The sequence below is a fragment of the Streptomyces sp. NPDC016851 genome, from assembly GCF_055562795.1.
Genome location: NZ_JBVHEP010000005.1, coordinates 121,210 through 141,541, shown reverse-complemented (window position 1 = coordinate 141,541; position 20,332 = coordinate 121,210). Strand labels below are relative to the sequence as shown.

General features: G+C 71.5%; 16 protein-coding genes and 1 pseudogene. 8 read left to right on the top strand and 9 right to left on the bottom strand.

What is annotated here, in order from left to right; translation table 11 throughout:
* Positions 1-142: 142 nt before the first annotated feature.
* The 3 genes from ACZ3I3_RS10635 to ACZ3I3_RS10625 form a co-directional block, all read right to left on the bottom strand.
* The gene (locus tag ACZ3I3_RS10635; RefSeq protein WP_467364119.1) at positions 143-1,306 is read right to left on the bottom strand and encodes an abortive phage infection protein; all 1,164 of its coding nucleotides are present in this window, start codon (positions 1,304-1,306) and stop codon (positions 143-145) included.
* 108 nt (positions 1,307-1,414) lie between these two features.
* On the bottom strand, positions 1,415-1,861 hold the full coding sequence (locus tag ACZ3I3_RS10630; RefSeq protein WP_467364284.1) for a protein-tyrosine phosphatase family protein: 447 nt from the start codon (positions 1,859-1,861) through the stop codon (positions 1,415-1,417).
* Between the two features lie 33 nt (positions 1,862-1,894).
* Positions 1,895-2,608: a FadR/GntR family transcriptional regulator gene (locus ACZ3I3_RS10625; RefSeq protein WP_467364283.1), complete on the bottom strand. Its 714-nt coding sequence runs from the start codon at positions 2,606-2,608 to the stop codon at positions 1,895-1,897.
* 242 nt (positions 2,609-2,850) lie between these two features.
* Between ACZ3I3_RS10625 and ACZ3I3_RS10620 the strand changes: the two genes are divergently transcribed.
* Genes ACZ3I3_RS10620 through ACZ3I3_RS10600 form a run of 5 tightly spaced genes read left to right on the top strand, consistent with a single transcriptional unit; the run spans position 2,851 to position 9,388 of the window.
* On the top strand, positions 2,851-4,482 hold the full coding sequence (locus tag ACZ3I3_RS10620) for an ABC transporter substrate-binding protein (protein ID WP_467364118.1): 1,632 nt from the start codon (positions 2,851-2,853) through the stop codon (positions 4,480-4,482).
* Between the two features lie 4 nt (positions 4,483-4,486).
* The gene (locus ACZ3I3_RS10615) at positions 4,487-5,449 is read left to right on the top strand and encodes an ABC transporter permease (protein ID WP_467364117.1); all 963 of its coding nucleotides are present in this window, start codon (positions 4,487-4,489) and stop codon (positions 5,447-5,449) included.
* Between the two features lie 8 nt (positions 5,450-5,457).
* The gene (locus ACZ3I3_RS10610; RefSeq protein WP_467364282.1) at positions 5,458-7,434 is read left to right on the top strand and encodes a dipeptide/oligopeptide/nickel ABC transporter permease/ATP-binding protein; all 1,977 of its coding nucleotides are present in this window, start codon (positions 5,458-5,460) and stop codon (positions 7,432-7,434) included.
* Positions 7,431-8,459, top strand: coding sequence for an oligopeptide/dipeptide ABC transporter ATP-binding protein (locus ACZ3I3_RS10605; protein WP_467364116.1), 1,029 nt, complete (start codon positions 7,431-7,433; stop codon positions 8,457-8,459). The genes ACZ3I3_RS10610 and ACZ3I3_RS10605 overlap by 4 nt, the downstream gene beginning before the upstream one ends.
* On the top strand, positions 8,456-9,388 hold the full coding sequence (locus tag ACZ3I3_RS10600) for a dihydrodipicolinate synthase family protein (protein WP_467364115.1): 933 nt from the start codon (positions 8,456-8,458) through the stop codon (positions 9,386-9,388). The genes ACZ3I3_RS10605 and ACZ3I3_RS10600 overlap by 4 nt, the downstream gene beginning before the upstream one ends.
* 64 nt (positions 9,389-9,452) lie before the next feature.
* On the opposite strand, the gene ACZ3I3_RS10595 is transcribed toward ACZ3I3_RS10600, so the two are convergent.
* The 5 genes and pseudogenes from ACZ3I3_RS10595 to leuA form a co-directional block, all read right to left on the bottom strand.
* Entirely contained in the window at positions 9,453-10,115 is a 663-nt protein-coding gene (locus ACZ3I3_RS10595; RefSeq protein ID WP_467364114.1) for a response regulator transcription factor, read from the bottom strand.
* A pseudogene (locus ACZ3I3_RS10590) lies at positions 10,112-11,385 on the bottom strand (sensor histidine kinase). The gene ACZ3I3_RS10595 and the pseudogene ACZ3I3_RS10590 overlap by 4 nt, the downstream one beginning before the upstream one ends.
* Before the next feature lie 97 nt (positions 11,386-11,482).
* Positions 11,483-13,531, bottom strand: a complete 2,049-nt coding sequence (locus ACZ3I3_RS10585; protein WP_467364113.1) for an MMPL family transporter — start codon at positions 13,529-13,531, stop codon at positions 11,483-11,485.
* 245 nt (positions 13,532-13,776) lie between these two features.
* The gene (locus ACZ3I3_RS10580) at positions 13,777-14,475 is read right to left on the bottom strand and encodes a tellurite resistance TerB family protein (protein WP_467364112.1); all 699 of its coding nucleotides are present in this window, start codon (positions 14,473-14,475) and stop codon (positions 13,777-13,779) included.
* 186 nt (positions 14,476-14,661) lie between these two features.
* Positions 14,662-16,383: a 2-isopropylmalate synthase gene (leuA, locus tag ACZ3I3_RS10575; RefSeq protein WP_467364111.1), complete on the bottom strand. Its 1,722-nt coding sequence runs from the start codon at positions 16,381-16,383 to the stop codon at positions 14,662-14,664.
* A 322-nt stretch (positions 16,384-16,705) separates the two neighbouring features.
* Here leuA and ACZ3I3_RS10570 point away from each other — a divergent pair, with 322 nt between their 5' ends.
* The 3 genes from ACZ3I3_RS10570 to ACZ3I3_RS10560 are packed head-to-tail and all read left to right on the top strand — an operon-like array spanning position 16,706 to position 19,459.
* Positions 16,706-17,785, top strand: a complete 1,080-nt coding sequence (locus ACZ3I3_RS10570; RefSeq protein WP_467364110.1) for a M4 family metallopeptidase — start codon at positions 16,706-16,708, stop codon at positions 17,783-17,785.
* 20 nt (positions 17,786-17,805) lie between these two features.
* Positions 17,806-18,072: a protealysin inhibitor emfourin gene (locus ACZ3I3_RS10565; protein ID WP_467364109.1), complete on the top strand. Its 267-nt coding sequence runs from the start codon at positions 17,806-17,808 to the stop codon at positions 18,070-18,072.
* Positions 18,073-18,118: 46 nt separating this feature from the next.
* A complete protein-coding gene (locus tag ACZ3I3_RS10560; RefSeq protein WP_467364108.1) occupies positions 18,119-19,459 on the top strand; it encodes a GH1 family beta-glucosidase in 1,341 nt (446 codons plus the stop codon).
* Here ACZ3I3_RS10560 and ACZ3I3_RS10555 read toward each other — a convergent pair.
* Positions 19,449-20,261 carry an SAM-dependent methyltransferase gene (locus tag ACZ3I3_RS10555; protein ID WP_467364107.1) on the bottom strand — a complete coding sequence of 271 codons (813 nt, stop codon included), beginning with the start codon at positions 20,259-20,261 and terminating at the stop codon, positions 19,449-19,451. The two genes, ACZ3I3_RS10560 and ACZ3I3_RS10555, sit on opposite strands and share 11 nt — an antisense overlap.
* Positions 20,262-20,332: the final 71 nt, after the last annotated feature.

Genomic DNA, 20,332 nt, shown 5'->3' with positions numbered 1-20,332 from the left:
CGGGCCTGGGCGGCGGCGTGCAGACGGTCTCGGGGACGGCCTCCTGGGCATCCGGCCCAGGTCGGGTGTCCGGGCCGGGTCGGGCGTCCGGGCCGGGTCGGGCGTCCGGGCCTGATCGGACGTTCACCGTGGCGGCCGGTGCCTACCCCGGCTGCCCGGCGCGGTGGCCCGCCGCCCCGTATCGGCGGGCCACCGCGTGGAACGCCTCCTTCGGCTCCCAGTGCCAGCCGGAGGCGGGGTCGTCCGGGCGGTCCTTGATCGCCTTCGTGATGGAGTACGCCGCGATGTCGAGGTCGAGGCGGGGTTCGTCCGGGCGGTGCGGGGCGTCCGCGCTGAGGAACTCGAAGGTCATCGCCGCGTACAGGCCCATCGACTCGAAGACGTCCAGCAGGTCGCCCACGTAGTCGGCCTGGACGCGCTCGCTGCGGACCAGGTCGCCCTTGATCTCCGGCGGCTCCTTGTCGTAGTCGACGACGTCCCAGCCCATGCCGCCGGCATCGGGCGCGCCGACGTAGGCGCACGTGCCGAACTCGGTGATGGCGAGCGGCTTTCCCCACCGCAGGTACTGCTTCAGCTCCCGGACGTACTCGGACCGCTTCGGGAAGTACGAGTAGTAGTCGATGCCGACGATGTCGAAGAGGTTCCAGTCCGGGTCGTCGATGGACTGGGCGGCGGCGTAGCTGAGGTTGCCCTTGAACACGGAGCGGCCGGTCTTCGCGGCCTTCGCCGTGAAGTCGGCGAGGCGGCGCAGCGTCCGGGGCCAGTCGACGGTGCCGTTCTGCAGGTGCCTGATGCGTTCCAGGGCCGTCTCGCCCGGCAGGATGCCGGGGACGAACAGCCAGAACTCGCAGCCGACGCTGAGGTCGACGCTCGCTCCCTGCCGGCGGAGCCGCTCCGCGAACCGGCCGGTTTCGGCCAGGTGATCCAGGATGTCCCGCTGCGGGGCGTCTCCGAGCGTCGGCTGCAACCAGACGTGCAGCCCGCGTTCGGCGGCCTCGGCGGCGGTGGCGGTGAGCCGCTCGACGCCGTCCCCGGTGACATCGATGGTGTCGGCGTGCAGGTCGTCCCGGATGGCCCGGACATCGGCCCGCATCCGGCGAGCGCTCCACGCGGTCCCCGGCGTCTCGCCCTCCCCGACCGTGTAGACGACGCCCCGCCGGCGCAGTCCCCTGCCGTGCCGGGGCTCCGTCGCCCGGGCCTGTCCGGCCGGTCCCAGTGCCCCGGCGGCCCCCACCGCCGCCGCTCCGGCCAGGAACTGTGCCCGGCTGATCCTCTTGGTCTGTTTGGTCCCCTTGGTCTCTTCCATGCCGTTCACTGTGCCGAGCAGGCACCCGGCCCCGCTGTCGGCCGTCGGTCTACGGCGGCGCGACCAAGGTATGAGGCGGTACGCCGAAGGAAGGGCTCCCCCCTCGGCTCATCCCTCACCGAACCGGCGTACGTACCGCCGCTGCCAGGGCGTTTCCACCGCATGCCGGTCGTAGTGCCGGCGCACGTACGCCACCGCCTCCTCGGCGGGTACGCCGTCCAGGACCGCGAGGCAGGCCAGGGCCGTGCCCGTGCGGCCGCGTCCTCCGCCGCAGGCGATCTCCACGCGCTCCCCGGCGGCCCGTTCCCAGGCGGCGGCCAGTACCTCGCGGGCGGCTGCCCGGTCCGACGGGAGGCGGAAGTCGGGCCAGCGGATCCAGCACGCCTCCCAGGGAACCTCGGGCGGCTGCCGGCCGAGCAGGTAGACACCGTAGGAGGGGTGGGGCGCGCCGGGGTCCATGGGGTGGCGGAGACCTCGTCCCCGTACCAGTCGCCCGGAAGGCAGTCTCAGGATGCCGGCGCCACGCTCACTCCACAGCTCGCTCACGCCCCTCATCATGCTCCGCAACTCGCCGGCCCGGGAGCGGAATCAGCCCACTCCCCGCGACTCCTGCGCCGCCCGCGCCTCGATCCCCCGGAAGTGCACCGCCATCGCCCGCTGCGCGCCCTCGGCGTCGCGGGCGCGCAGGGCGGTGACGATGTCGCGGTGGCGGCGGACCGTGACCTCGGGAGACGGGTCGTCGGTCCAGCCGCGGGCGCCGGAGACCCGGCGGAAGACCGTCCAGAACGCGCCGAGGAGCTGCGGCACCAGCGCGTTGCCGAGGGAGGCGTACAGGATCTCGTGGAACTCGCGGTCCAGCTCCGGGAAGGAGCGCCCCGTGCCGCCCGCGCGCTCCATGCGGGTCACCACGCCCTCCAGCCGGTCCAGTTCGGCCTCCGTGACCGTCGCGGCGACCCGGCGGATCAGGCCCTCCTCCAGTACCTCGCGGACCTGGAGGATCTCGGCGAGGGCGCCGGGGTCGTCGTCGTGCCGGGCCAGGGTGCGGAAGGTCAGCCCGTCGACGAGGGGGGTGAGGGAGGCCTGGCCGACGTAGGTGCCGTAGCCGTGTCTGATCTCGACGATGTCGAGGGCCTGGAGGGCTTTGAGGGCCTCGCGGACGGAGTTGCGGCTGACGCCGAGGCCCGCCATGAGTTCGGCCTCGGTGGGCAGCGGCGCACCGGCGGTGAGTCTGCGGTCGAGGATGAGCTGCACGACCTGGCGTTGTATCCGGCTGGTCCTGGGCTCCTCGGACATGCGCCGCATCGTACGCGCCCCGGACATCCCACGTCCCACTTCCGGCGGTACCCGGCACGGACCTGTCCTGATAGCTCGTCAACTCGTGCCGTCCGCAGTGTCATTGGTCCGACCTGTGGCAGATACGCCATTCGTGTGCGATCCCTTGACCGCCCCCACGGCCCCTCCTATGGTCGCGCTGACCGCAGGACGTAGGACGTCGTATCTCCTCTGCCAGTCCCTTCCCCCCCAGACCTCTCGCTGGAGGACCCGTGCGCGACGTGACCCCTGATGTGCCGGCGCCGCACCGCCGGACCTTCCTGAAGTACACGGGCGCGCTGGGCGCGGCCGCCGCCGTCTCCGCGTCGCTGTCGGCCTGTTCGTCGGGGCCGGAGTCCACCAACGACACCGGTGGCGGCGGCAGCGGGGCGAACCGGACGCTGACGGCGGTGATCGGCTACGGCAACGACGGCAGCTGGGATCCCACCCAGACGGCGTCCGCGTTCTGCATGGCCGCCAACAACCACATCTACGAGGGCCTGCTCGACACCGACCCGATCTCCCGCGAGCCGTACGCGGCCCTGGCGACCGAGGTGCCGAAGGACCCGGGCAGTACGTCCTGGAGGTTCACGCTGCGGGCGGGCGCGAAGTTCCACGACGGCAAGCCCGTCACCGCCGACGACGTGGTCTTCGTCTTCGAGCGGATCCTCGACCCGGACACCCAGACCCTCGCCAAGGGCTTCTTCGCGAGCTGGCTGAAGGAGGTCCGCAAGATCGACGGGCGGACCGTGGAGCTGGTGCTCAAGTTCCCGTTCCCGGACGGGCTTTCACGGCTGACCCTCGCCAAGGTCATGCCGAAGCACGTGTTCTCGAAACCCGGCGCCTGGGACGAGGCCATCAAGGGCAAGGCGATCGGCTCGGGGCCGTACCGGCAGACCGCGCACCACCCTAAGTCGAACACGACCTTCGAGGCGTTCGACGGCTACAACGGCCCGCGCAAGCCGGCCTTCCGGAAGATGAACTGGCTGACGATCGTGGACGCGGCACCCCGCGTCGCGAAGATCTCGGGGTCGAGCGCCGGCGCGCAGATCGCGGACAACATCCCGTACGCCAACATCGCGCAGTTGGAGAGCAGCGGGCTGACCGTCGCCGGCGGGGCCGGGATGAACAACCTGTTCCTGATGTTCAACACCAAGCACAAGCCCTTCGACGACGTGCGCGTACGCCAGGCCCTGCACTACGCCATCGACACCGGGAAGATGGTGGAGGTCGCGCTCAAGGGCCACGGGAAGCCGTCGAGTTCCTTCCTCGACGAGAGCAACCCGTCCTACCGCCGGGCGAAGACCGTGTACGACTACGACCCGGACAAGGCGAAGGCGCTGCTGAAGCAGGCCGGCGTCAAGGGGCTGAGCATCGACATCCTCGCGGTGAACGTGAGCTGGATCGTCGACTGCCTGCCCACCATCAAGGCGTCCTGGGACGCGATCGGTGTGAAGACGACCCTGTCCCCGCAGGAGACCACGGCCGTGTTCACGAAGATGGACCAGAAGCAGGACTACCAGGTCGTCGCCGCCGCCTCGAACCCCAACCAGTTCGGCCTCGACGCCGACCTGATCATGCACTACAACTACGGGCCCGAGAACCTGTGGATGCAGTACACGCGGTGGGCGGGCAACCCCGTCGCCAAGGCGCTCTTCAGGGACATGGACCGGGCCACCCGGGAGCCGGATCCCGAGAAGAAGAAGGCGATGGTCCAGGACTACATCGACGTCGTCGCCGAACAGGCCGTGCTCTACCCGGTCGTCCACAACGAGCTGATGACGGCCTGGGACCCGAAGCGGCTCAGCGGCATAAGGGCACAGCCCTACCCCGGCATCAACCTCCTCCAGGCCAAGTGGGCCTAGCGGCATGACGGCAGTCCTGCGGATCCTGCTGCGCCGCGTCGCCCTGCTCGTGCCGCTGATGCTCGGCATCGTGCTGTTCGTGTTCCTGGTGATGCGGTTCTCGGACGTCGACCCGGCGTCCGCGTTCTTCCAGGGCGCCAACCCGACTCCGGAGCAGTTGCACGACTTCCGCGAGGAACACGGCCTGCTCGACCCGCTGCCCGTGCGCTACGCCGACTTCGTCGCCGACCTGCTGCACGGCGACCTGGGCACCAGCGCGCTGACCCGGGCGCCGGTGATCGACCAGGTCACCACCGCCCTGCCGCTCACCCTCCAGCTGACCTTCCTGGGCCTGGGCGTCGCGGTCGTGCTGTCCCTCGTGGGCGGCGTGACCGCGGCGATCTACCGGGACCGGCTGCCCGACCAGATCATCCGGGTCGTGTCGCTGACCGGTGTCGCGGCGCCCGGCTTCTGGCTGGCGCTGCTGATGATCCAGTACCTGGCGGTCGACCTGGGCTGGTTCCCGACCGGCGGCTACATCAACCCGGCCGACTCCTTCACCGGCTGGCTGAAGACCATGACCCTCCCCGCCCTCGCCCTCTCCCTTCCGGTGGCGGCACAGCTGACCCGGATCGTGCGGACGGCGGTGGTGGAGGAACTGGACAAGGACTACGTGCGGACGGCGATCGGGAGCGGGCTGCCGCCGCGCGTGGTCGTGGGGCGGAACGTGCTGCGGAACGCGCTCATCAACCCGCTCACCGTGCTCGGGCTGCGCGTCGGCTATCTGCTGGGCGGCGCGGTAGTGATCGAGACGATCTTCTCGCTGCCCGGCATGGGGAAGCTGATGATCGACGCGGTGAAGAACGGCGATCCGGCCGTCGTCCAGGGCGTCGTCCTGACCACGGCGGCCGGGTTCGTCGTCGTGAACCTCGTCATCGACGTCCTCTACCTGCTGGTCAACCCGCGACTGAGGGATGCGACCACGTGATGACCCGCATGCTGACCCGCAAGAGCCTCACCGAGGCGCTGTCCCGGCCCGGCCTCCGGCTGCGCGGCTGGCGCCGGCTGCCGTTGCTGTCGAAGGCCGCCGTCTGCTTCCTGGCGGTCGTCGTCCTGCTGGCGCTGCTCGCCCCGCTGCTCGCCCCGCACGACCCGCTCGACCAGCAGCCGCCCGTCGCCGGCACCGGGCATCCGTCCGCCGGGCACTGGATGGGCCAGGACAGCCTCGGCCGGGACATCCTCAGCCGGCTGATGTACGGGGCGCGCTGGTCGCTGGCGATCGGGCTCGGTGCCACCGGTCTGGCGCTGGTGGCGGGCGCGCTGCTCGGGGCGATCGCCGCGACCTCCCGCAAGGCGGTGGACGAGACGCTGATGCGCTGCCTGGACGTCGTCATGGCGTTCCCGGGCATCGCGCTCGCCGCCGTGCTGGTGGCGGTGTTCGGCGGTGGCATCACGGTGCTGATCTGCGCGATCGCGTTCCTGTTCACACCGCCGGTGGCGCGGGTCGTCCGGGCGAACGTCCTTGACCAGTACGGCGAGGACTACGTGACGGCGGAACGGGTGATCGGCGCCCGGACTCCGCACATCGTGCTGAAGCACGTGGCGATCAACTGCGCCGCGCCCGTGCTGGTGTTCTGCACGGTGCAGGTCGCCGAGGCGATCGTCTTCGAGGCGTCGCTGTCCTTCATCGGAGCGGGCGTACGGCCGCCCGACCCGTCCTGGGGCAGTGTCATCGCGGACGGCAAGAACATGGTGCTGACCGGCGGCTGGTGGGCGACCGTGTTCCCCGGCCTGCTGATGCTGGTCACCGTGCTGTCGCTGAACATCCTGTCCGAGGGGGTGTCCGACGCGTGGGCGGCCCCGTCGGCGCGCGAGGTGGAGGTCCCCGAGGACGACGACCGCCTCGAGGCGCCGGAGCCCGGCAGCGGGGAGATCGTCCAACTGCCCGGCCTGACGGAAGCGGCCCGGCGACTGCGGGCCCGGGCCCGTCAGCTGCCCCGGGACGGACAGCCGGTGCTGGCGGTGGAGAACCTCACCATCGGTTTCGACGAGCGGCACGGCGGCGTCGACATCGTGGACGGCATCGGCTTCGAGGTGCATCCCGGTGAAGTCCTGGGCCTGGTCGGCGAGTCGGGCTGCGGCAAGTCGCTGACGGCCCTCGCGGTCATGGGCCTCCAGCCGAAGGGGGCGCGCGTCGGCGGCCAGGTCCGGTTCGGCGGGCGCGACCTGCTCGCCGAGCCGATGCGCGTACGCCGCAGGCTCCTCGGCCACGAGATGGCGATGATCTACCAGGACGCGCTGTCGTCGCTGAACCCGGCCATGACGATCCGCGCCCAGCTCAAGCAGGTCGTCCGGCGCGGCGGGCGGCACGAACCCGCCGAGTTGCTGACGATGGTCGGCCTCGACCCCGAGCGCACCCTGCGCAGCTATCCGCACGAACTGTCCGGCGGGCAGCGGCAGCGCGTCCTGATCGCCATGGCCCTGTCCCGCGACCCGAAACTGATCGTCGCCGACGAGCCGACGACCGCCCTGGACGTGACTGTGCAGGCCCAGGTCATCGAGCTGCTGCTGCGGTTGCGCGAGGAGCTGGGCTTCGCGCTGATCCTCGTCTCGCACGACCTGGCGCTGGTCGCGGACGTCACCGACCGGGTGGCGGTGATGTACGGCGGGCAGATCGTCGAGATCGGGGTGACCGCCGACCTGGTGGAGGCCCCGGCCCACCACTACACGCGGGGCCTGCTCGGCAGCGTGCTGTCGCTGGAGTCGGCGCAGGAGCGGATGACGCAGATCAAGGGGGTCGTGCCCTCCCCCGCCGACTTCCCGGCCGGGTGCCGGTTCGCCGACCGGTGCCCGCGGGCGAGCGGGGTCTGCCGGACGACGGCCCCCCTTCTGACCGGTACGCCGGCGCACACGGCGGCCTGCCATCACCCGGCCATAGAGCTGGCGACCACCGAGACCGAGGCGGTGTCATGAACGCACAGCCCGCTCTCGTGGAGCTGTCCGACGCACATGTGGTGCACAAGGCCCGCAGCGGCGGCCTGTTCACCCGCGACCGGGTGTACGCCCTGACCGGCGCCGACCTGGTCATCGCGCCCGGCGAGACCGTCGGTGTGGTGGGCGAGTCGGGCTGCGGGAAGTCGACGCTGGCGAAGGTGCTGGTGGGCGTGGAGCGGCCGACACGCGGGACCGTGTCGTTCCGGGGCCGCGACCTGTGGGCGATGCCGCCCGCCGAACGCCGCCGGGCCGTCGGCGGCAGCACCGGCATGATCTTCCAGGACCCGTCGACCGCCCTGAACCGCCGTCTGACCGTACGGCAGATCCTGCGGGACCCGCTGGACGTGCACGACCGGGGCACGAGGCAGCAACGCGACGATCGCGTACGGGAGTTGATGTCCCTGGTCGGCCTCCCCCGGGCCCTCGCCGACGCCCTGCCCGGCCAGTTGTCGGGCGGGCAGCGGCAGCGCGTCGCGATCGCCCGGGCGCTGGCGCTCGACCCGGACCTGGTCGTGGCGGACGAGCCGACCAGTGCCCTGGACGTGTCGGTCCGCGCCCAGATCCTCAATCTGCTGCTGGACCTGAAGGAACGCCTGGGCCTGGCCCTGGTGTTCGTCTCGCACGACATCCAGACCGTACGGCGGATGAGCGACCGCGTGATCACCATGTACCTGGGCCGGATCGTCGAGGAGTCCCCGGCCGCCCTGGTCACCGACCGGGCCCGGCACCCGTACACCCGCGCCCTGTTCTCCGCCACGCCCGGCCTGCTCGACCCCATCGAGCCGATCCCGCTGGCCGGTCCGGTCCCGTCGGCGACGCGCCCGCCGAGCGGCTGCCCGTTCCGCACACGCTGCTGGAAGGCGGACGGGACGTGCGCCGAGGTGATGCCGGACTTCTCGGCCGCGTCGGCCCCCGCACACCGCTTCCGCTGCCACCATCCTGTCCAGGAGGACGAGTCGACCCGCGACCTCGTCCGCCGGAGCGACCCGATGGAGGCTTCATGACCCTCACCCCGCTGACCGGTGTCATCCCGCCCGTCTGCACGCCCCTGACACCGGACCGCGAGGTGGACGTCCCCTCGCTGCTCAGGCTGGTGGACCATCTGGTGGACGGCGGGGTGCACGGCCTGTTCGTGCTCGGCTCGACCTCGGAGGCGGCGTATCTGACGGACGCGCAGCGCAGGCTGGTGGTCGAGTCGGTCACGGCTCACGCGGGCGGGCAACTCCCGGTGCTGGCCGGGGCGATCGACATGACGACGGCCAGGGTGGTGGACCATGTCGCGGCGGTGACGGCGGCAGGCGCGGACGCGGTCGTCGTCACCGCCCCGTTCTACGCCCGCACCCACCCGGCGGAGATCGCCCGCCACTACCGCGCGGTCGCCGCCGCGAGCCCGGTCCCGGTGGTCGCCTACGACATCCCCGTCGCCGTCCACACGAAACTGCCGGCGGAGGTGGTCCTGGAGCTGGCCGCCGACGGTGTCCTGGCCGCGCTCAAGGACTCCAGCGGCGACCTGGCCGCCTTCCGCCAGGTCGTGACCGGGGCCAGGGCCCACCCGGACATCAGCGGCTTCAGCGTGCTGACCGGCTCCGAGCTGATCGTCGACGCGGCACTCGCGGTCGGCGCGGACGGCACCGTGCCCGGCCTCGGCAACGTCGACCCGCACGGCTACGCCCGCCTGGACCGCCTGTGCCGCGCCGGGGAGTGGAAGGAGGCCCGTACCGAACAGGAGCGGCTGTGCGCCCTGTTCGGCCTGGTCGGCGTCGGCGACCCGGCCCGCATGGGCCCGGGCTCCTCGGCGATCGGTGCCTTCAAGGCCGCGCTGCACCTGCGGGGCGTGATCGACTGCCCGGTCACGGCGGAGCCGCAGGTGCCGTTGTCGCAGGACGAGGTGGAGCGGGTCGGGACGTACCTGACGGCGGCGGGGCTGCTCTGAGCCGTCGGCCGGACCCGTGTCCGCCTTGCCTGCCTTGTCTGCCTTGTCTTCCTTGTCTGCCCCGTCAGACGCTCCTCGGAGTCACCAGCCCCGACTCGTACGCGACGATGACCAGTTGCGCCCGGTCCCGGGCCGCCAGCTTGCCCATGATGCGGCTGACGTGGGTCTTCGCGGTCAGCGGGCTCAGGCCCAGCGCCTCGGCTATCTCGGTGTTGTTGAGGCCCCGCGCGACCAGCGCCAGCACCTCCCGCTCACGGCCGGACAGGCACTCCGGGCCGCCGGTCTCCGGTGCCGAGGGGCTGCGCAGGAACCGCTCGATCAGCCGTGCCGTGGGCCCGGGCGACAGCAGGGACTCCCCGGCCGCGACCGTACGGATGGCGTCGAGGAGTTCGGCCGGCCTGGTGTCCTTCACCAGGAACCCGGAGGCACCGGCGCGCAGGGCGTCCACGATGTTCTCGTCGGTGTCGTACGTGGTGAGGACCAGGACCCGGACGCCCGCGAGGTCCTCGTCGGCCGCGATGAGCCGGGTCGCCTCGATGCCGTCCAGGTCGGGCATGCGGATGTCCATCACCACGAGGTCGGCGCGCTCGCTGCGGGCCAGCCGCACGGCCTGCCGACCGGTGGCGGCCTGGCCGACGACCTCCATGTCCCGGGCCGACTCCACGAGCATCGCGAACGCCTCCCGTACCAGGGTCTGGTCGTCCGCGAGCAGCACTCTGATGGTCATCCGGTCCCCTCCCCCACGGTCGCCGTCCCCATCGTCCCCGTCTCCATCCCCGTCCCCGTCCCCGTCTTCGTCTTCGTCAGCGGCAGTACGGCGGTCACCGCGAAGCCGCCCTCCGCACGCGGACCGGCGTCGAGTGTGCCACCCACGGTCCGCGCCCGCTCGCGCATTCCGACGAGTCCGAAGCCCGGGGTACCGCCCGGGGCCGGTCCCGTGCCGTCGTCGCTGACCGACAGGTGCAGGGCGCCCTCCCGCTCCACCAGGTCGACCCGGACGGCCGGTTCGGGCCCGGCGTGCCGTACGGCGTTGGTCAGGGCCTCCTGCACGATGCGGTAGGCGGCGGCACCGACGGCGGGCGGTGCCTGCCATACCCGTACGCTCTGCTCGACCCGGGCACCGGCGAGCCGCGCGGCCTCCGCCAGGTCGGTCAGACCGTCGAGGCCGGGCAGCGGGCCGCGGGCGTCCGGGGAATCGTGCTCGCGCAGCACCTCCAGTGTCGTACGGAGTTCCCCGCGGGCGCGCTGCGGCAGGTCTCGGCGATGTCGTCCAGCGCCTTGGCCACCGTCTCCCGGTCGAGCCGCTCGGGGTCGGCGGACAGCACGTGGGCGGCGACCGAGGTCTGCACGCCGATGAGGGTGATGCTGTGCGCGAGCAGGTCGTGCAGGTCCCGGGCGATCCGCAGCCGCTCCTCGGCGACCCGCCGCCGGGCCTCCTCCTCGCGGGTGCGCTCGGCACGTTCGGCGCGTTCCACGATCGCGGCGACGTACTGGCGGTAGAAGCGCACATCGGCACCGAGGAACAGCACGGCGACGACCCACCCGGAGATCTGGAGCACCTTCAGCGCCTCGTGCATGCTCACGGTGAGCATCACGCTCGTCGACAGAGCGATGACGCCGACACCGACCAGCACGGTACGCAGCGGGCGGCCGGTGACGGCGACGGTGTAGAGGGCGATGTAGGTGGCCGGGGTCGGCGCCGTGTGGGTGTTGTCGAGGGCGTGGTAGGGCGCGACGCAGGCCACGATCGCGAGCAGCACGAGCAACGGACGGCGGCGCCGCCACGCCAGCGGCACATGACTCGCGATCAGCAGCATCCACCCGAGCGCGTCGGGCCGGCGGCCGTCGTCGACGAACAGCGCGAGCCCGACCGCGAGTACGGCGGCGACGGCAGCGAGCAGCGCGTCGTTGCGCACGGCGTGCGGAGCGGTCAGCGGATCACGGTTGATCACCGCCATGATCCGATTACCTGTCGTGGGTAGCTGCACGGGCATCATCCTCGGCCAGGAGGGGCCCCCTCCGGGAGGGGACCCACTCAGCTGCGGGCATTCGTGCCGCTGGGGCGGCACCCGTCCCACCGAGAGCGGCACCCCGCTACGCCGGGCTGCGCACCCGCCCCGGCTCAGCAACAGCGGGCAGTTCCGGAGCCCGAGAGAGCCTCCCCGGCCACCAAACCCGCCGCCGCAACAGCACGCTTGCCGTAGTCACCAGGTACGTACGTACGAGGAAGGTGTCCAGAAGCACCCCGACCGCGATGACGAACCCGAGCTCGACAAGCCCCACCATCGGCAGCGTCGTCAGCACAGCGAACGTCGCCGCGAGCACGACACCCGCAGACGCGATGACCCCACCGGTCGTCCGCAGAGCGGTCAGCGCCGCAGCCTCCGGCTCCACCCCCTTCACGGACTCCTCCCGCATCCGGTGCATCAGGAAGATGCCGTAGTCGACCCCGAGTGCGACCAGGAACACGAACGACAGCAACCCGAGCCCGGGATCCGTACCACCGAAGCCGAACACCGGCTCGAACACCAGCCCCCCGATGCCCAGCGCCGCACCCCACACCGCGACCACCGCCGCCAGCAGCAGCAACGGCGCGACGAGACTCCGCAACAGCCCGACCAGGATGACGAACACGGCAGCCAGCACCAGCGGCACGATCACCTTCCGGTCCCGGGACTCGCTGTCGACCAGGTCGATCTGCTGAGCGCTGGGCCCGCCGACGTAGGCACCCGTGGGGTCGAGCCCGGCGCGCAGGGCCTCGATGGTCCGGGTCTCGGCCGCGGTCTCGGGCGAGGCGGTCGTGAAGACCGCGATCTCGGTCCACCCCGAGCCGCTGCGCCCGGGAACCACCTCGGCGACTCCGTCGGTCGCCCGGGCCCGGTCGGCAACCACGGCGGACCGCGCGTCGGGGGCGATGACCGTCACGGGCCGGCTGCTGCGCTCCGGATACTCCCGCGCCAGCGTCCGCATCGCGCTGATCGACTCGGGCCGTTCCGTGAAGGAGTCCTCCTGCTTGATGCTGCCGGACAGGTTCAGCGTGCCGAGGGCGAGCGCACCGAGCAGTACGCCCCCACCCACGAGCACGGTCACGGGCCGGCGCGTCGCCGAGGTCCCCATCGCGGCGAACAGCGACCGGCGGGCCTTCGGCTCGCTGCCGAACGCGGGGATCAACGGCCAGAAGACCCGCCGCCCGAGCAGCACCAGCACGGCCGGCAGCAGGGTCGTCATGGCGACCAGCGCCGCGAGCACCCCGACCATGCCGACCGGGCCCATGCCGCTGCTGCTGTTGAGGTCGGCGGCGAGCAGGCACAGCAGCCCGGCCGCGACGGTGCCGGAGGAGGCGAGGATCGCGGGCCCGCAGCCGCGCAGAGCGGTGCGCATGGCGTCGTACGGCCGCTCGTGGCGCCGCAGTTCCTCGCGGTAGCGGGCGATGAGCAGCAGTGCGTAGTCGGTGCCGGCGCCGAGGACGAGCACGGTCATCACGCCGCCGCTCTGGCCGGTGACGGTGACGTCGAACAGTTCGTGGAGTCCGTACCCGGCGGCCATCGACACGGCGGCGGCGACACCCGCGACGGCGAGCGGCACCAGCCACAGGAACGGGCTGCGGTAGATCAGGATCAGCAGGACCGTGACGACGGCGAGTGTGGCCAGCAGCAGGGTGCCGTCGATCGTCTCGAACACCTTGCCCATGTCGGTGTTGAGCGCCCCGGGCCCGCCGACCTCGACGCTCAGTCCGCCGCCGCCCTCGGCGACCTCGCGCACGCCGCCCACGAAGGCGTTCCGGGCCTCCTCGTCCTGGCCCGGCTGGGTGCTGGACACCGGGTACATCAGGGTGGAGCCGTCCTCGGACGGCACGCCCCGCGGTTCGCCGGTCAGGTCGTAGGCGCCGCGCACCTCGGCGACCTGCTCGGCGGCCGTGCGCCGGTCGGCGTCGGTCAGGCCGCCGTCCCGGTGGTACACGAGCACCAGGTCGGTGGACTCGCCTCCCGGGAGCCGGTCCTGGATCCGCGCGACCTGCGTGGAGTCGGCGCTGTCGGGCAGGTAGTCGACCGCGCGGTTCTGCTGGATGCCGGCGAACTTCCCGGCGAGCGGCCCGACCAGTACGAGGGCGGCGAGCCACAGCCCGACCACCGCCCAGGGCACGGCTCGCCGCCGTGCGGTTTTCCTTGTGTCCCCCGCTGTCCTTGTATCCCCTGCTGTCCTTGTGTCCCCCACTGTTCGGGCTCCCTCCGGTCCGGGTGTCTGGAACGGTCTCCAGACTCCCGGCGCACGGGGGCGGATTCGTCGGGCTCGAGGCCGAGTCGGGGGTTACTGCGCAGGGCGGTACGGGCTGCGGATTACTCCCCGGGGAGTAACGGCCCCCGGGCGGCCGGGGAAGGGACTCCGCCCTACGACGGCGTACGCGCCGCCGCCGCCATCACCCGTGTCACGTCGTCCGAGCAGATGGTGAGCGCGGCCCCCACCGTCGCGAGCACGTCCCGCTCGGCCGGTGTGTAGGGCCCGTCCGCCAGGGCGATGCGCGCCCCCTGCAGCAGGATCGATTCGCGGCCGACCGTGGCGAGGTGCGGTGCGAGCGGGTCGAGCGCCTCATGCAGCTCTATGGCCAGACCGGCACCGCAGGGCTCCCCGGTGATCCGGCCGGTGTCCGCCTCCAGCGCCTCCACGAGGGCGGCCAGTTGCTCCTCCGTGCAGTCGTCGAAGCCGGCCGCGCGCACGGCGAGCACCGCGGACTCCAGCGCCGTACGGGAACCGGCGCCGCCCGCGGCCAGCACGGCGAGGGCGACGGTGTGCACGGCGTCGCGGAGCATCGCGGAGAAGCGGGTGGTGGTCGGGTGGTCGAGGACGTCCATGCCGAAGTGGCGGCGGCAGGCGGCGCACTCCACGACCGGGCCGGTCTCGCCGCGCGGCAGCACGGGCAGGCCGAGCAGGGTGAAGCGGCGTTGTCCGGTCAGCCGCTGGTAGTTGCGGTCGCCGCCGCAGCCGGGGCAGAAGAACTCCCCGTCACCGGCGGGCGTCCACGCGGTACGGGTGCCCAGGATGCTCGAAAACCTGGCGGCACGGCCGTTTCGTACCCGTCCTGGCAGCACGTCGCACCTCCGTCACGCCGCACGGCAGCGTCGCCGCGCTTGCGTGATGTTAGCCACATCCATGAGGAGGAGTCAGTACCCCGGAGGAGACCTTTCCGTGACCCTCACAGGGATTGGCCGGTATACGACGGGGCTCCGACCGCCGGACATCAGCGGACGGAGCCCTCAAACCGCCTACAGGGCTGGTCAGCGCGTCGCGCGGTTGACGGCCGAGACGACCGCCTTCAGCGAGGCCCGCGTGGTGTTCGCGTCGATTCCGATCCCCCACAGGACCTTGTCGTCGATCGCGCATTCGATGTAGGAGGCGGCCTGCGCGGAGGCGCCCTCGCTCATCGTGTGCTCCTGGTAGTCCAGCAGGCGTACGTCGATGCCGACGGACTGGAGCGCGTCGAAGAAGGCCGAGATCGGGCCGTTGCCCGAGCCGGTCAGGACGGTGTCCTGGCCGTCGACCGTGGCCTCCACCGTCAGCGTGTCCACGCCGTCGGTGTCGGTCGTCGACTGGTTGTTCTTGACCTGGATCCGGCCCCACGGGTTCTCGGGGTTGGGCAGGTACTCGTCCCGGAAGGCCGCCCAGATGTCCTTCGGCGTGACCTCGCCGCCCTCGGCGTCGGTCTTCGCCTGGATGAGCTTGGAGAACTCGATCTGCATCCGGCGGGGCAGTTCCAGCTTGTGGTCGTTCTTCAGGACGTACGCGATACCGCCCTTGCCGGACTGCGAGTTGACCCGGATGACGGCCTCGTAGGAGCGGCCGACGTCCTTGGGGTCGATCGGCAGGTACGGGACCGCCCACTCGATGTCGTCGACGGTGACGCCCTTGGCGGCCGCGTCGGCCTCCATGGCGTCGAAGCCCTTCTTGATGGCGTCCTGGTGGGAGCCGGAGAAGGACGTGTAGACCAGGTCGCCCACGTACGGGTGGCGCGGGTGGACCTCCATCTGGTTGCAGTACTCCCACGTGCGACGGATCTCGTCGATGTCGGAGAAGTCGATCTGCGGGTCGACGCCTTGGGAGAACAGGTTCATGCCCAGGGTGACCAGGTCGACGTTGCCGGTGCGCTCGCCCTGCCCGAACAGGCAGCCCTCGACGCGGTCGGCGCCGGCCATCAGGGCCAGCTCGGCGGCGGCGACGGCCGTGCCGCGGTCGTTGTGCGGGTGGATCGACAGGCAGACGTGCTCGCGGCGGGAGAGGTTGCGGCCCATCCACTCGAAGCGGTCCGCGTGGGTCGACGGGGTCGAACGCTCCACCGTGGCGGGCAGGTTGAGGATGATCTCGCGGCCCGGGCCGGGCTGCCAGACGTCCATGACCGCCTCGCAGACCTCCAGCGCGAAGTCCAGCTCGGTGTCGGTGAAGATCTCCGGCGAGTACTGGTAGCCGAACTCCGTCTCCGGGCCCAGCAGCTTCTCCGCGTACTCCATGACCAGCCGCGTGCCGTCGACGGCGATCTGCTTGATGTCGTCCTTGGAGCCCCGGAAGACGACCCGGCGGAAGACGGGGGCGGTGGCGTTGTAGAGGTGGACGGTGGCGCGCTTGGCGCCCTTCAGCGACTCCACCGTGCGCTCGATCAGGTCCTCGCGGGCCTGGGTCAGTACGGAGATGGTGACGTCGTCGGGGATGGCCCCCGGCTCCTCGATGATCGACCGTACGAAGTCGAAGTCCGTCTGGCCCGAGGCCGGGAAGCCGACCTCGATCTCCTTGTAGCCCATCTTGACCAGCAGGTCGAACATCGCGCGCTTGCGGGCGGGCGACATGGGGTCGATCAGGGCCTGGTTGCCGTCGCGCAGGTCCGTGGAGAGCCAGCGGGGGGCGGTGGTGATGCGCTGGTCCGGCCAGGTGCGGTCCGGGATGTCGACCTGCTCGTAGCGGCCGTACTTGTGGATCGGCATGGAACTGGGCTGCTGGCGGTTCGCCATGATGCGGGGGCTCCTCAGAGGGTGTCCGGAAGGACGGCCGACGACGCAGCACCAAGCTCCGCGGGGAGGGAGTCGGCCTCGACTACAGGCCCTCGCCGCGGCAGCTAAGGAGAAGCAGCCCGAAACGCATGATGCGCAGCATGCTAGCCGAGGCCCTCCGGGGTGCGCGGGTCCGTATCAGTATGCGGGACCGGGCACGCATACGGGACAAAAAGTGCGCTATACCACTTCGCCACGGAGAGTGAAGACTCTTGTCCCGGTATTTCACCAATCATGGTGGCGACTAGTGACAGTACCGTCACGCAGTGCAAGGGTGCCGGGCATGACGACTCACGGGGGCTTCGAGCCCGTCTTCTGCACCATCGTCCCACCCCACGTCCTCGACAAGCTCTCCCAGGCCGAGGACCCCGCGCTCGCCGGACCCGCCCGCCGGACCCTGGAGCGCGACGCCCTGGAGCGCACCCACCGCCGGCTGACCACGGTCGTCGGCGCCCCGGCCCCGGCGGGCTCAGCCCCGCCCGCCGGGGCCGAGCCCGCCAAGCCGCACCGCACGGTCCACGACGCCCGGCACGGCACGGACCTGCCCGGACCCAAGGTGCGGGGCGAGGGCGACAAGCCCGGCAAGGACGCCACGGTCAACCGTGCCTACGCCGGCCTCGGCGCCACCTTCGAGCTGCTGCTGAAGGCGTACCAGCGCGACTCGATCGACGGCAACGGCCTTCCGCTGAACGCGACCGTGCACTACGACCGCGAGTACAACAACGCCTTCTGGAACGGCGAGCAGATGGTCTTCGGCGATGGGGACGGCGAGATCTTCCTCGACTTCACCATCCCGATCGACGTCATCGGCCACGAACTCGTCCACGGCGTCACGCAGTACACCGCCAACCTCACCTACTTCGGCCAGCCCGGCGCGCTGAACGAGTCCGTGTCGGACGTCTTCGGCTCGCTGATCAAGCAGTACACGCTCGGCCAGACCGCCGCCGAGGCCGACTGGCTGATCGGCGCGGGCCTGCTCGCCCCGCGGGTGACGGGCAAGGCGCTGCGCTCCATGAAGGAGCCGGGCACGGCCTACGACGACGACGTCCTGGGCAAGGACCCGCAGCCGGCGACGATGGACGACTTCGTGCGCACCGGCCGCGACAACGGCGGTGTCCACATCAACTCGGGCATCCCGAACCACGCCTTCTACCTGGCGGCCACGGCCCTCGGCGGCCACGCCTGGGAGCGCGCGGGGCTGATCTGGTACGACGTGCTGACCGGCGGCGAGCTGAAGCAGCAGGCCATGTTCGCCGACTTCGCCACGCTCACCGTCAAGGCCGCGCGCGAGCGGTTCGGCGACGGGGAGGAGCTGGACGCCGTGTCGAAGGCCTGGGAGCAGGTCGGGGTGCGGACCCTGTAGTTCCGTACTAGACAGGTGCCATGCGTATTCAGGTGAGGCGCACGGGCGGGTTCGCGGGCATCGAGCGGCATGCCGAGGTGGACACCTCCGGCCGCCCCGATGCCCCCGAATGGCACGCGCTGGCCGAGCAGGCGCTCGCCGCCGGCCGGCACACGCCGCCGATCGGGGTCCCGGACGGGTTCAGCTACCAGATCACCGTGGACGGGGAGACGGTGTACGCGGCCGATCCGCGACTGACGGACGAACAGCGGAAGCTGATCTCGCGGGTGCTGAAGGAAGGTGCTTGACAGGTCTTCCGCAGCGGCCTGTTGACTTCCGTTACCGGCGGTACGGATGATCCAGCGCATGGCGACTGACGCAGGCAATCCGATCCCCCGCTTCCCGGCCGGCTTCCTCTGGGGCGTGTCGACCTCGGCGCACCAGATCGAGGGGGCCGCGGACGAGCGCGAGCCGTCCGTGTGGGACGCCTTCACCGCCGAGCCGGGCCGGGTGAAGGACGGCTCGACGGCGGCGGTGGCCTGCGACCACTACCACCGCCACCGCGAGGACGTGGCCCTGCTGGCCGGCCTCGGCGTGAACGCCTACCGCTTCTCGGTCTCCTGGCCGCGGGTGCGCTCCGAGAAGGGCCTGGACTTCTACGACCGGCTCGTGGACGACCTGTGCGCGGCGGGCGTCCGCCCGGTGCCGACCCTGTTCCACTGGGACCTGCCGGCGGACCTCGACTGGCTGGAGCGGGACACGGCCGCGCGCTTCGCCGAGTACGTCGCGCAGGTCACCGATCGCCTCGGGGACCGGGTGACGAAGTGGATCACCCTGAACGAGCCCGCCGAGCACACCCTGCTGGGCCACGCCCTGGGCGTGCACGCGCCGGGCAGGCAGCTGCTGTTCGACGCGCTCCCGGCCGCCCACCACCAGCTGCTGGCCCACGGCCTGGCCGTACGCGCCCTGCGCGCCTCGGGCGCCACGGACATCGGCATCGCCAACTCGCACGGCCCGACCTGGGCGGCGTCGACGGAGGCGGAGGACGTGGAGGCGGCCGAGTTCTACGACGTGCTGCTGAACCGACTGTTCGCGGACCCACTGCTGCTGGGCCGGTACCCGGACGGCATCGGCGAGCTGATGCCCGGGGACGTCGAGGCCGACCTGAAGGTGATCACCGAACCGCTCGACTGGTACGGCGTCAACTACTACGCGCCGACGCGGGTGGGCGCCCCGCAGGGCACCGACATCACGTTCGGCGGCGTCGCCATGCCCGCCGAACTCCCCTTCGCGGTCCGGGAGATCACGGGCCACCCGGTCACCGACTTCGGCTGGCCGGTGGTGCCCGAGGGCCTGACCGAACTCCTCACCGCCTTCCGCGACCGCTACGGCGACCGGCTCCCGCCCGTCGTCATCACCGAGAACGGCTGCTCCTACCCGGAGATCGACGACCAGGACCGCATCACCTACCTGGACGGCCACCTCCGGGCCCTGCACCGGGCGCTGGAGGCGGGTGTCGACGTGCGCGGCTACTTCGTGTGGTCCCTGCTCGACAACTTCGAGTGGGCGGAGGGCTACGCACGCCGCTTCGGCCTGGTCCACGTCGACTTCGAGACCCTTCAGCGGACCCCGAAGTCGTCGTACGGCTGGTACCGGGAGGTGCTGCGGGCCCAAGGGGCGGGGACTACGGCTTGATGCCCACCGCGGTCCACAGACTGACCTCGGCGTCCGTCGGGGCGTCGCCGTCGGTGGCGTCGGGCCGCCAGCGGTGGCCGACGGTGACGCCGGGGTCGAGCAGGTCCAGGCCGTCGAAGAAGCGGGCGACGTCCGCCCGGGAGCGGAACTGCACGGGCGTCCCGGCCGAGGTGTAGATGTCGGTGACCTTCTGCCAGGTGGCCGGGTCGAAGTCGGGCGTGCAGTGGCTCAGCGCCAGGGCGCTGCCGGAGGGCAGGACGTCCAGCAGGCGGCGCACGATGCCGTACGGGTCCTGGGCGTCGGTGACGAAGTGCATCAGGGCGTTGAGGGACAGCGCGACCGGGCGGCTCAGGTCCAGCACCTCGTCCAGTTCGGGTGCGGTCAGCAGCGTCCGGGGGTCGTTGACGTCCGCCTCTATGTACGTCGTCCGGCCCTCGGACGTGCTGCGCATCAGGCGCTCGGCGTACTTGAGGACGAGCGGGTCGTTGTCGGCGTAGACCACGCGGGCGTCGGGGACCACGGACTGGGCCACCTGGTGCAGGTTGGGCTCGGTGGGGATGCCGGTGCCGATGTCCAGCCACTGGCGGATGCCGTGCTCGCGGGCGAGGACGCGGGTGGCGCGGTGCATGAAGGCCCGGTTCTCGCGGGCGCAGACGAAGATGGCGGGGTAGGCCTCGGCGACCCGCTCGGCCGCCTGCTTGTCGACCTCGAAGTGGTCCTTGCCGCCGAGGTAGTAGTCGTACATGCGGGCGGAGTGCGGCCTGCTGGTGTCGATGTCCCGCGCGGCCTGCGAGTTGCTCATGGGGGGTGCCTCTCGTGGGGGGGTGGTGGTGCGAGTCCGGCTCGGTGGGGTTTCAGCGGGCCCTGAACGTG

What these genes read in the sequence shown, in the direction of transcription:
- ACZ3I3_RS10605 (WP_467364116.1), top strand. Translation starts at nt 7,431, where the DNA reads ATGAACGCACAGCCCGCTCTCGTGGAGCTGTCCGACGCACATGTGGTG.
- leuA (WP_467364111.1), bottom strand. Translation starts at nt 16,383, where the DNA reads ATGGCGAACCGCCAGCAGCCCAGTTCCATGCCGATCCACAAGTACGGC.
- ACZ3I3_RS10615 (WP_467364117.1), top strand. Translation starts at nt 4,487, where the DNA reads ATGACGGCAGTCCTGCGGATCCTGCTGCGCCGCGTCGCCCTGCTCGTG.
- ACZ3I3_RS10600 (WP_467364115.1), top strand. Translation starts at nt 8,456, where the DNA reads ATGACCCTCACCCCGCTGACCGGTGTCATCCCGCCCGTCTGCACGCCC.
- ACZ3I3_RS10635 (WP_467364119.1), bottom strand. Translation starts at nt 1,306, where the DNA reads ATGGAAGAGACCAAGGGGACCAAACAGACCAAGAGGATCAGCCGGGCA.
- ACZ3I3_RS10565 (WP_467364109.1), top strand. Translation starts at nt 17,806, where the DNA reads ATGCGTATTCAGGTGAGGCGCACGGGCGGGTTCGCGGGCATCGAGCGG.
- ACZ3I3_RS10625 (WP_467364283.1), bottom strand. Translation starts at nt 2,608, where the DNA reads ATGCGGCGCATGTCCGAGGAGCCCAGGACCAGCCGGATACAACGCCAG.
- ACZ3I3_RS10595 (WP_467364114.1), bottom strand. Translation starts at nt 10,115, where the DNA reads ATGACCATCAGAGTGCTGCTCGCGGACGACCAGACCCTGGTACGGGAG.
- ACZ3I3_RS10570 (WP_467364110.1), top strand. Translation starts at nt 16,706, where the DNA reads ATGACGACTCACGGGGGCTTCGAGCCCGTCTTCTGCACCATCGTCCCA.
- ACZ3I3_RS10610 (WP_467364282.1), top strand. Translation starts at nt 5,458, where the DNA reads ATGCTGACCCGCAAGAGCCTCACCGAGGCGCTGTCCCGGCCCGGCCTC.
- ACZ3I3_RS10560 (WP_467364108.1), top strand. Translation starts at nt 18,119, where the DNA reads ATGATCCAGCGCATGGCGACTGACGCAGGCAATCCGATCCCCCGCTTC.
- ACZ3I3_RS10630 (WP_467364284.1), bottom strand. Translation starts at nt 1,861, where the DNA reads ATGAGGGGCGTGAGCGAGCTGTGGAGTGAGCGTGGCGCCGGCATCCTG.
- ACZ3I3_RS10555 (WP_467364107.1), bottom strand. Translation starts at nt 20,261, where the DNA reads ATGAGCAACTCGCAGGCCGCGCGGGACATCGACACCAGCAGGCCGCAC.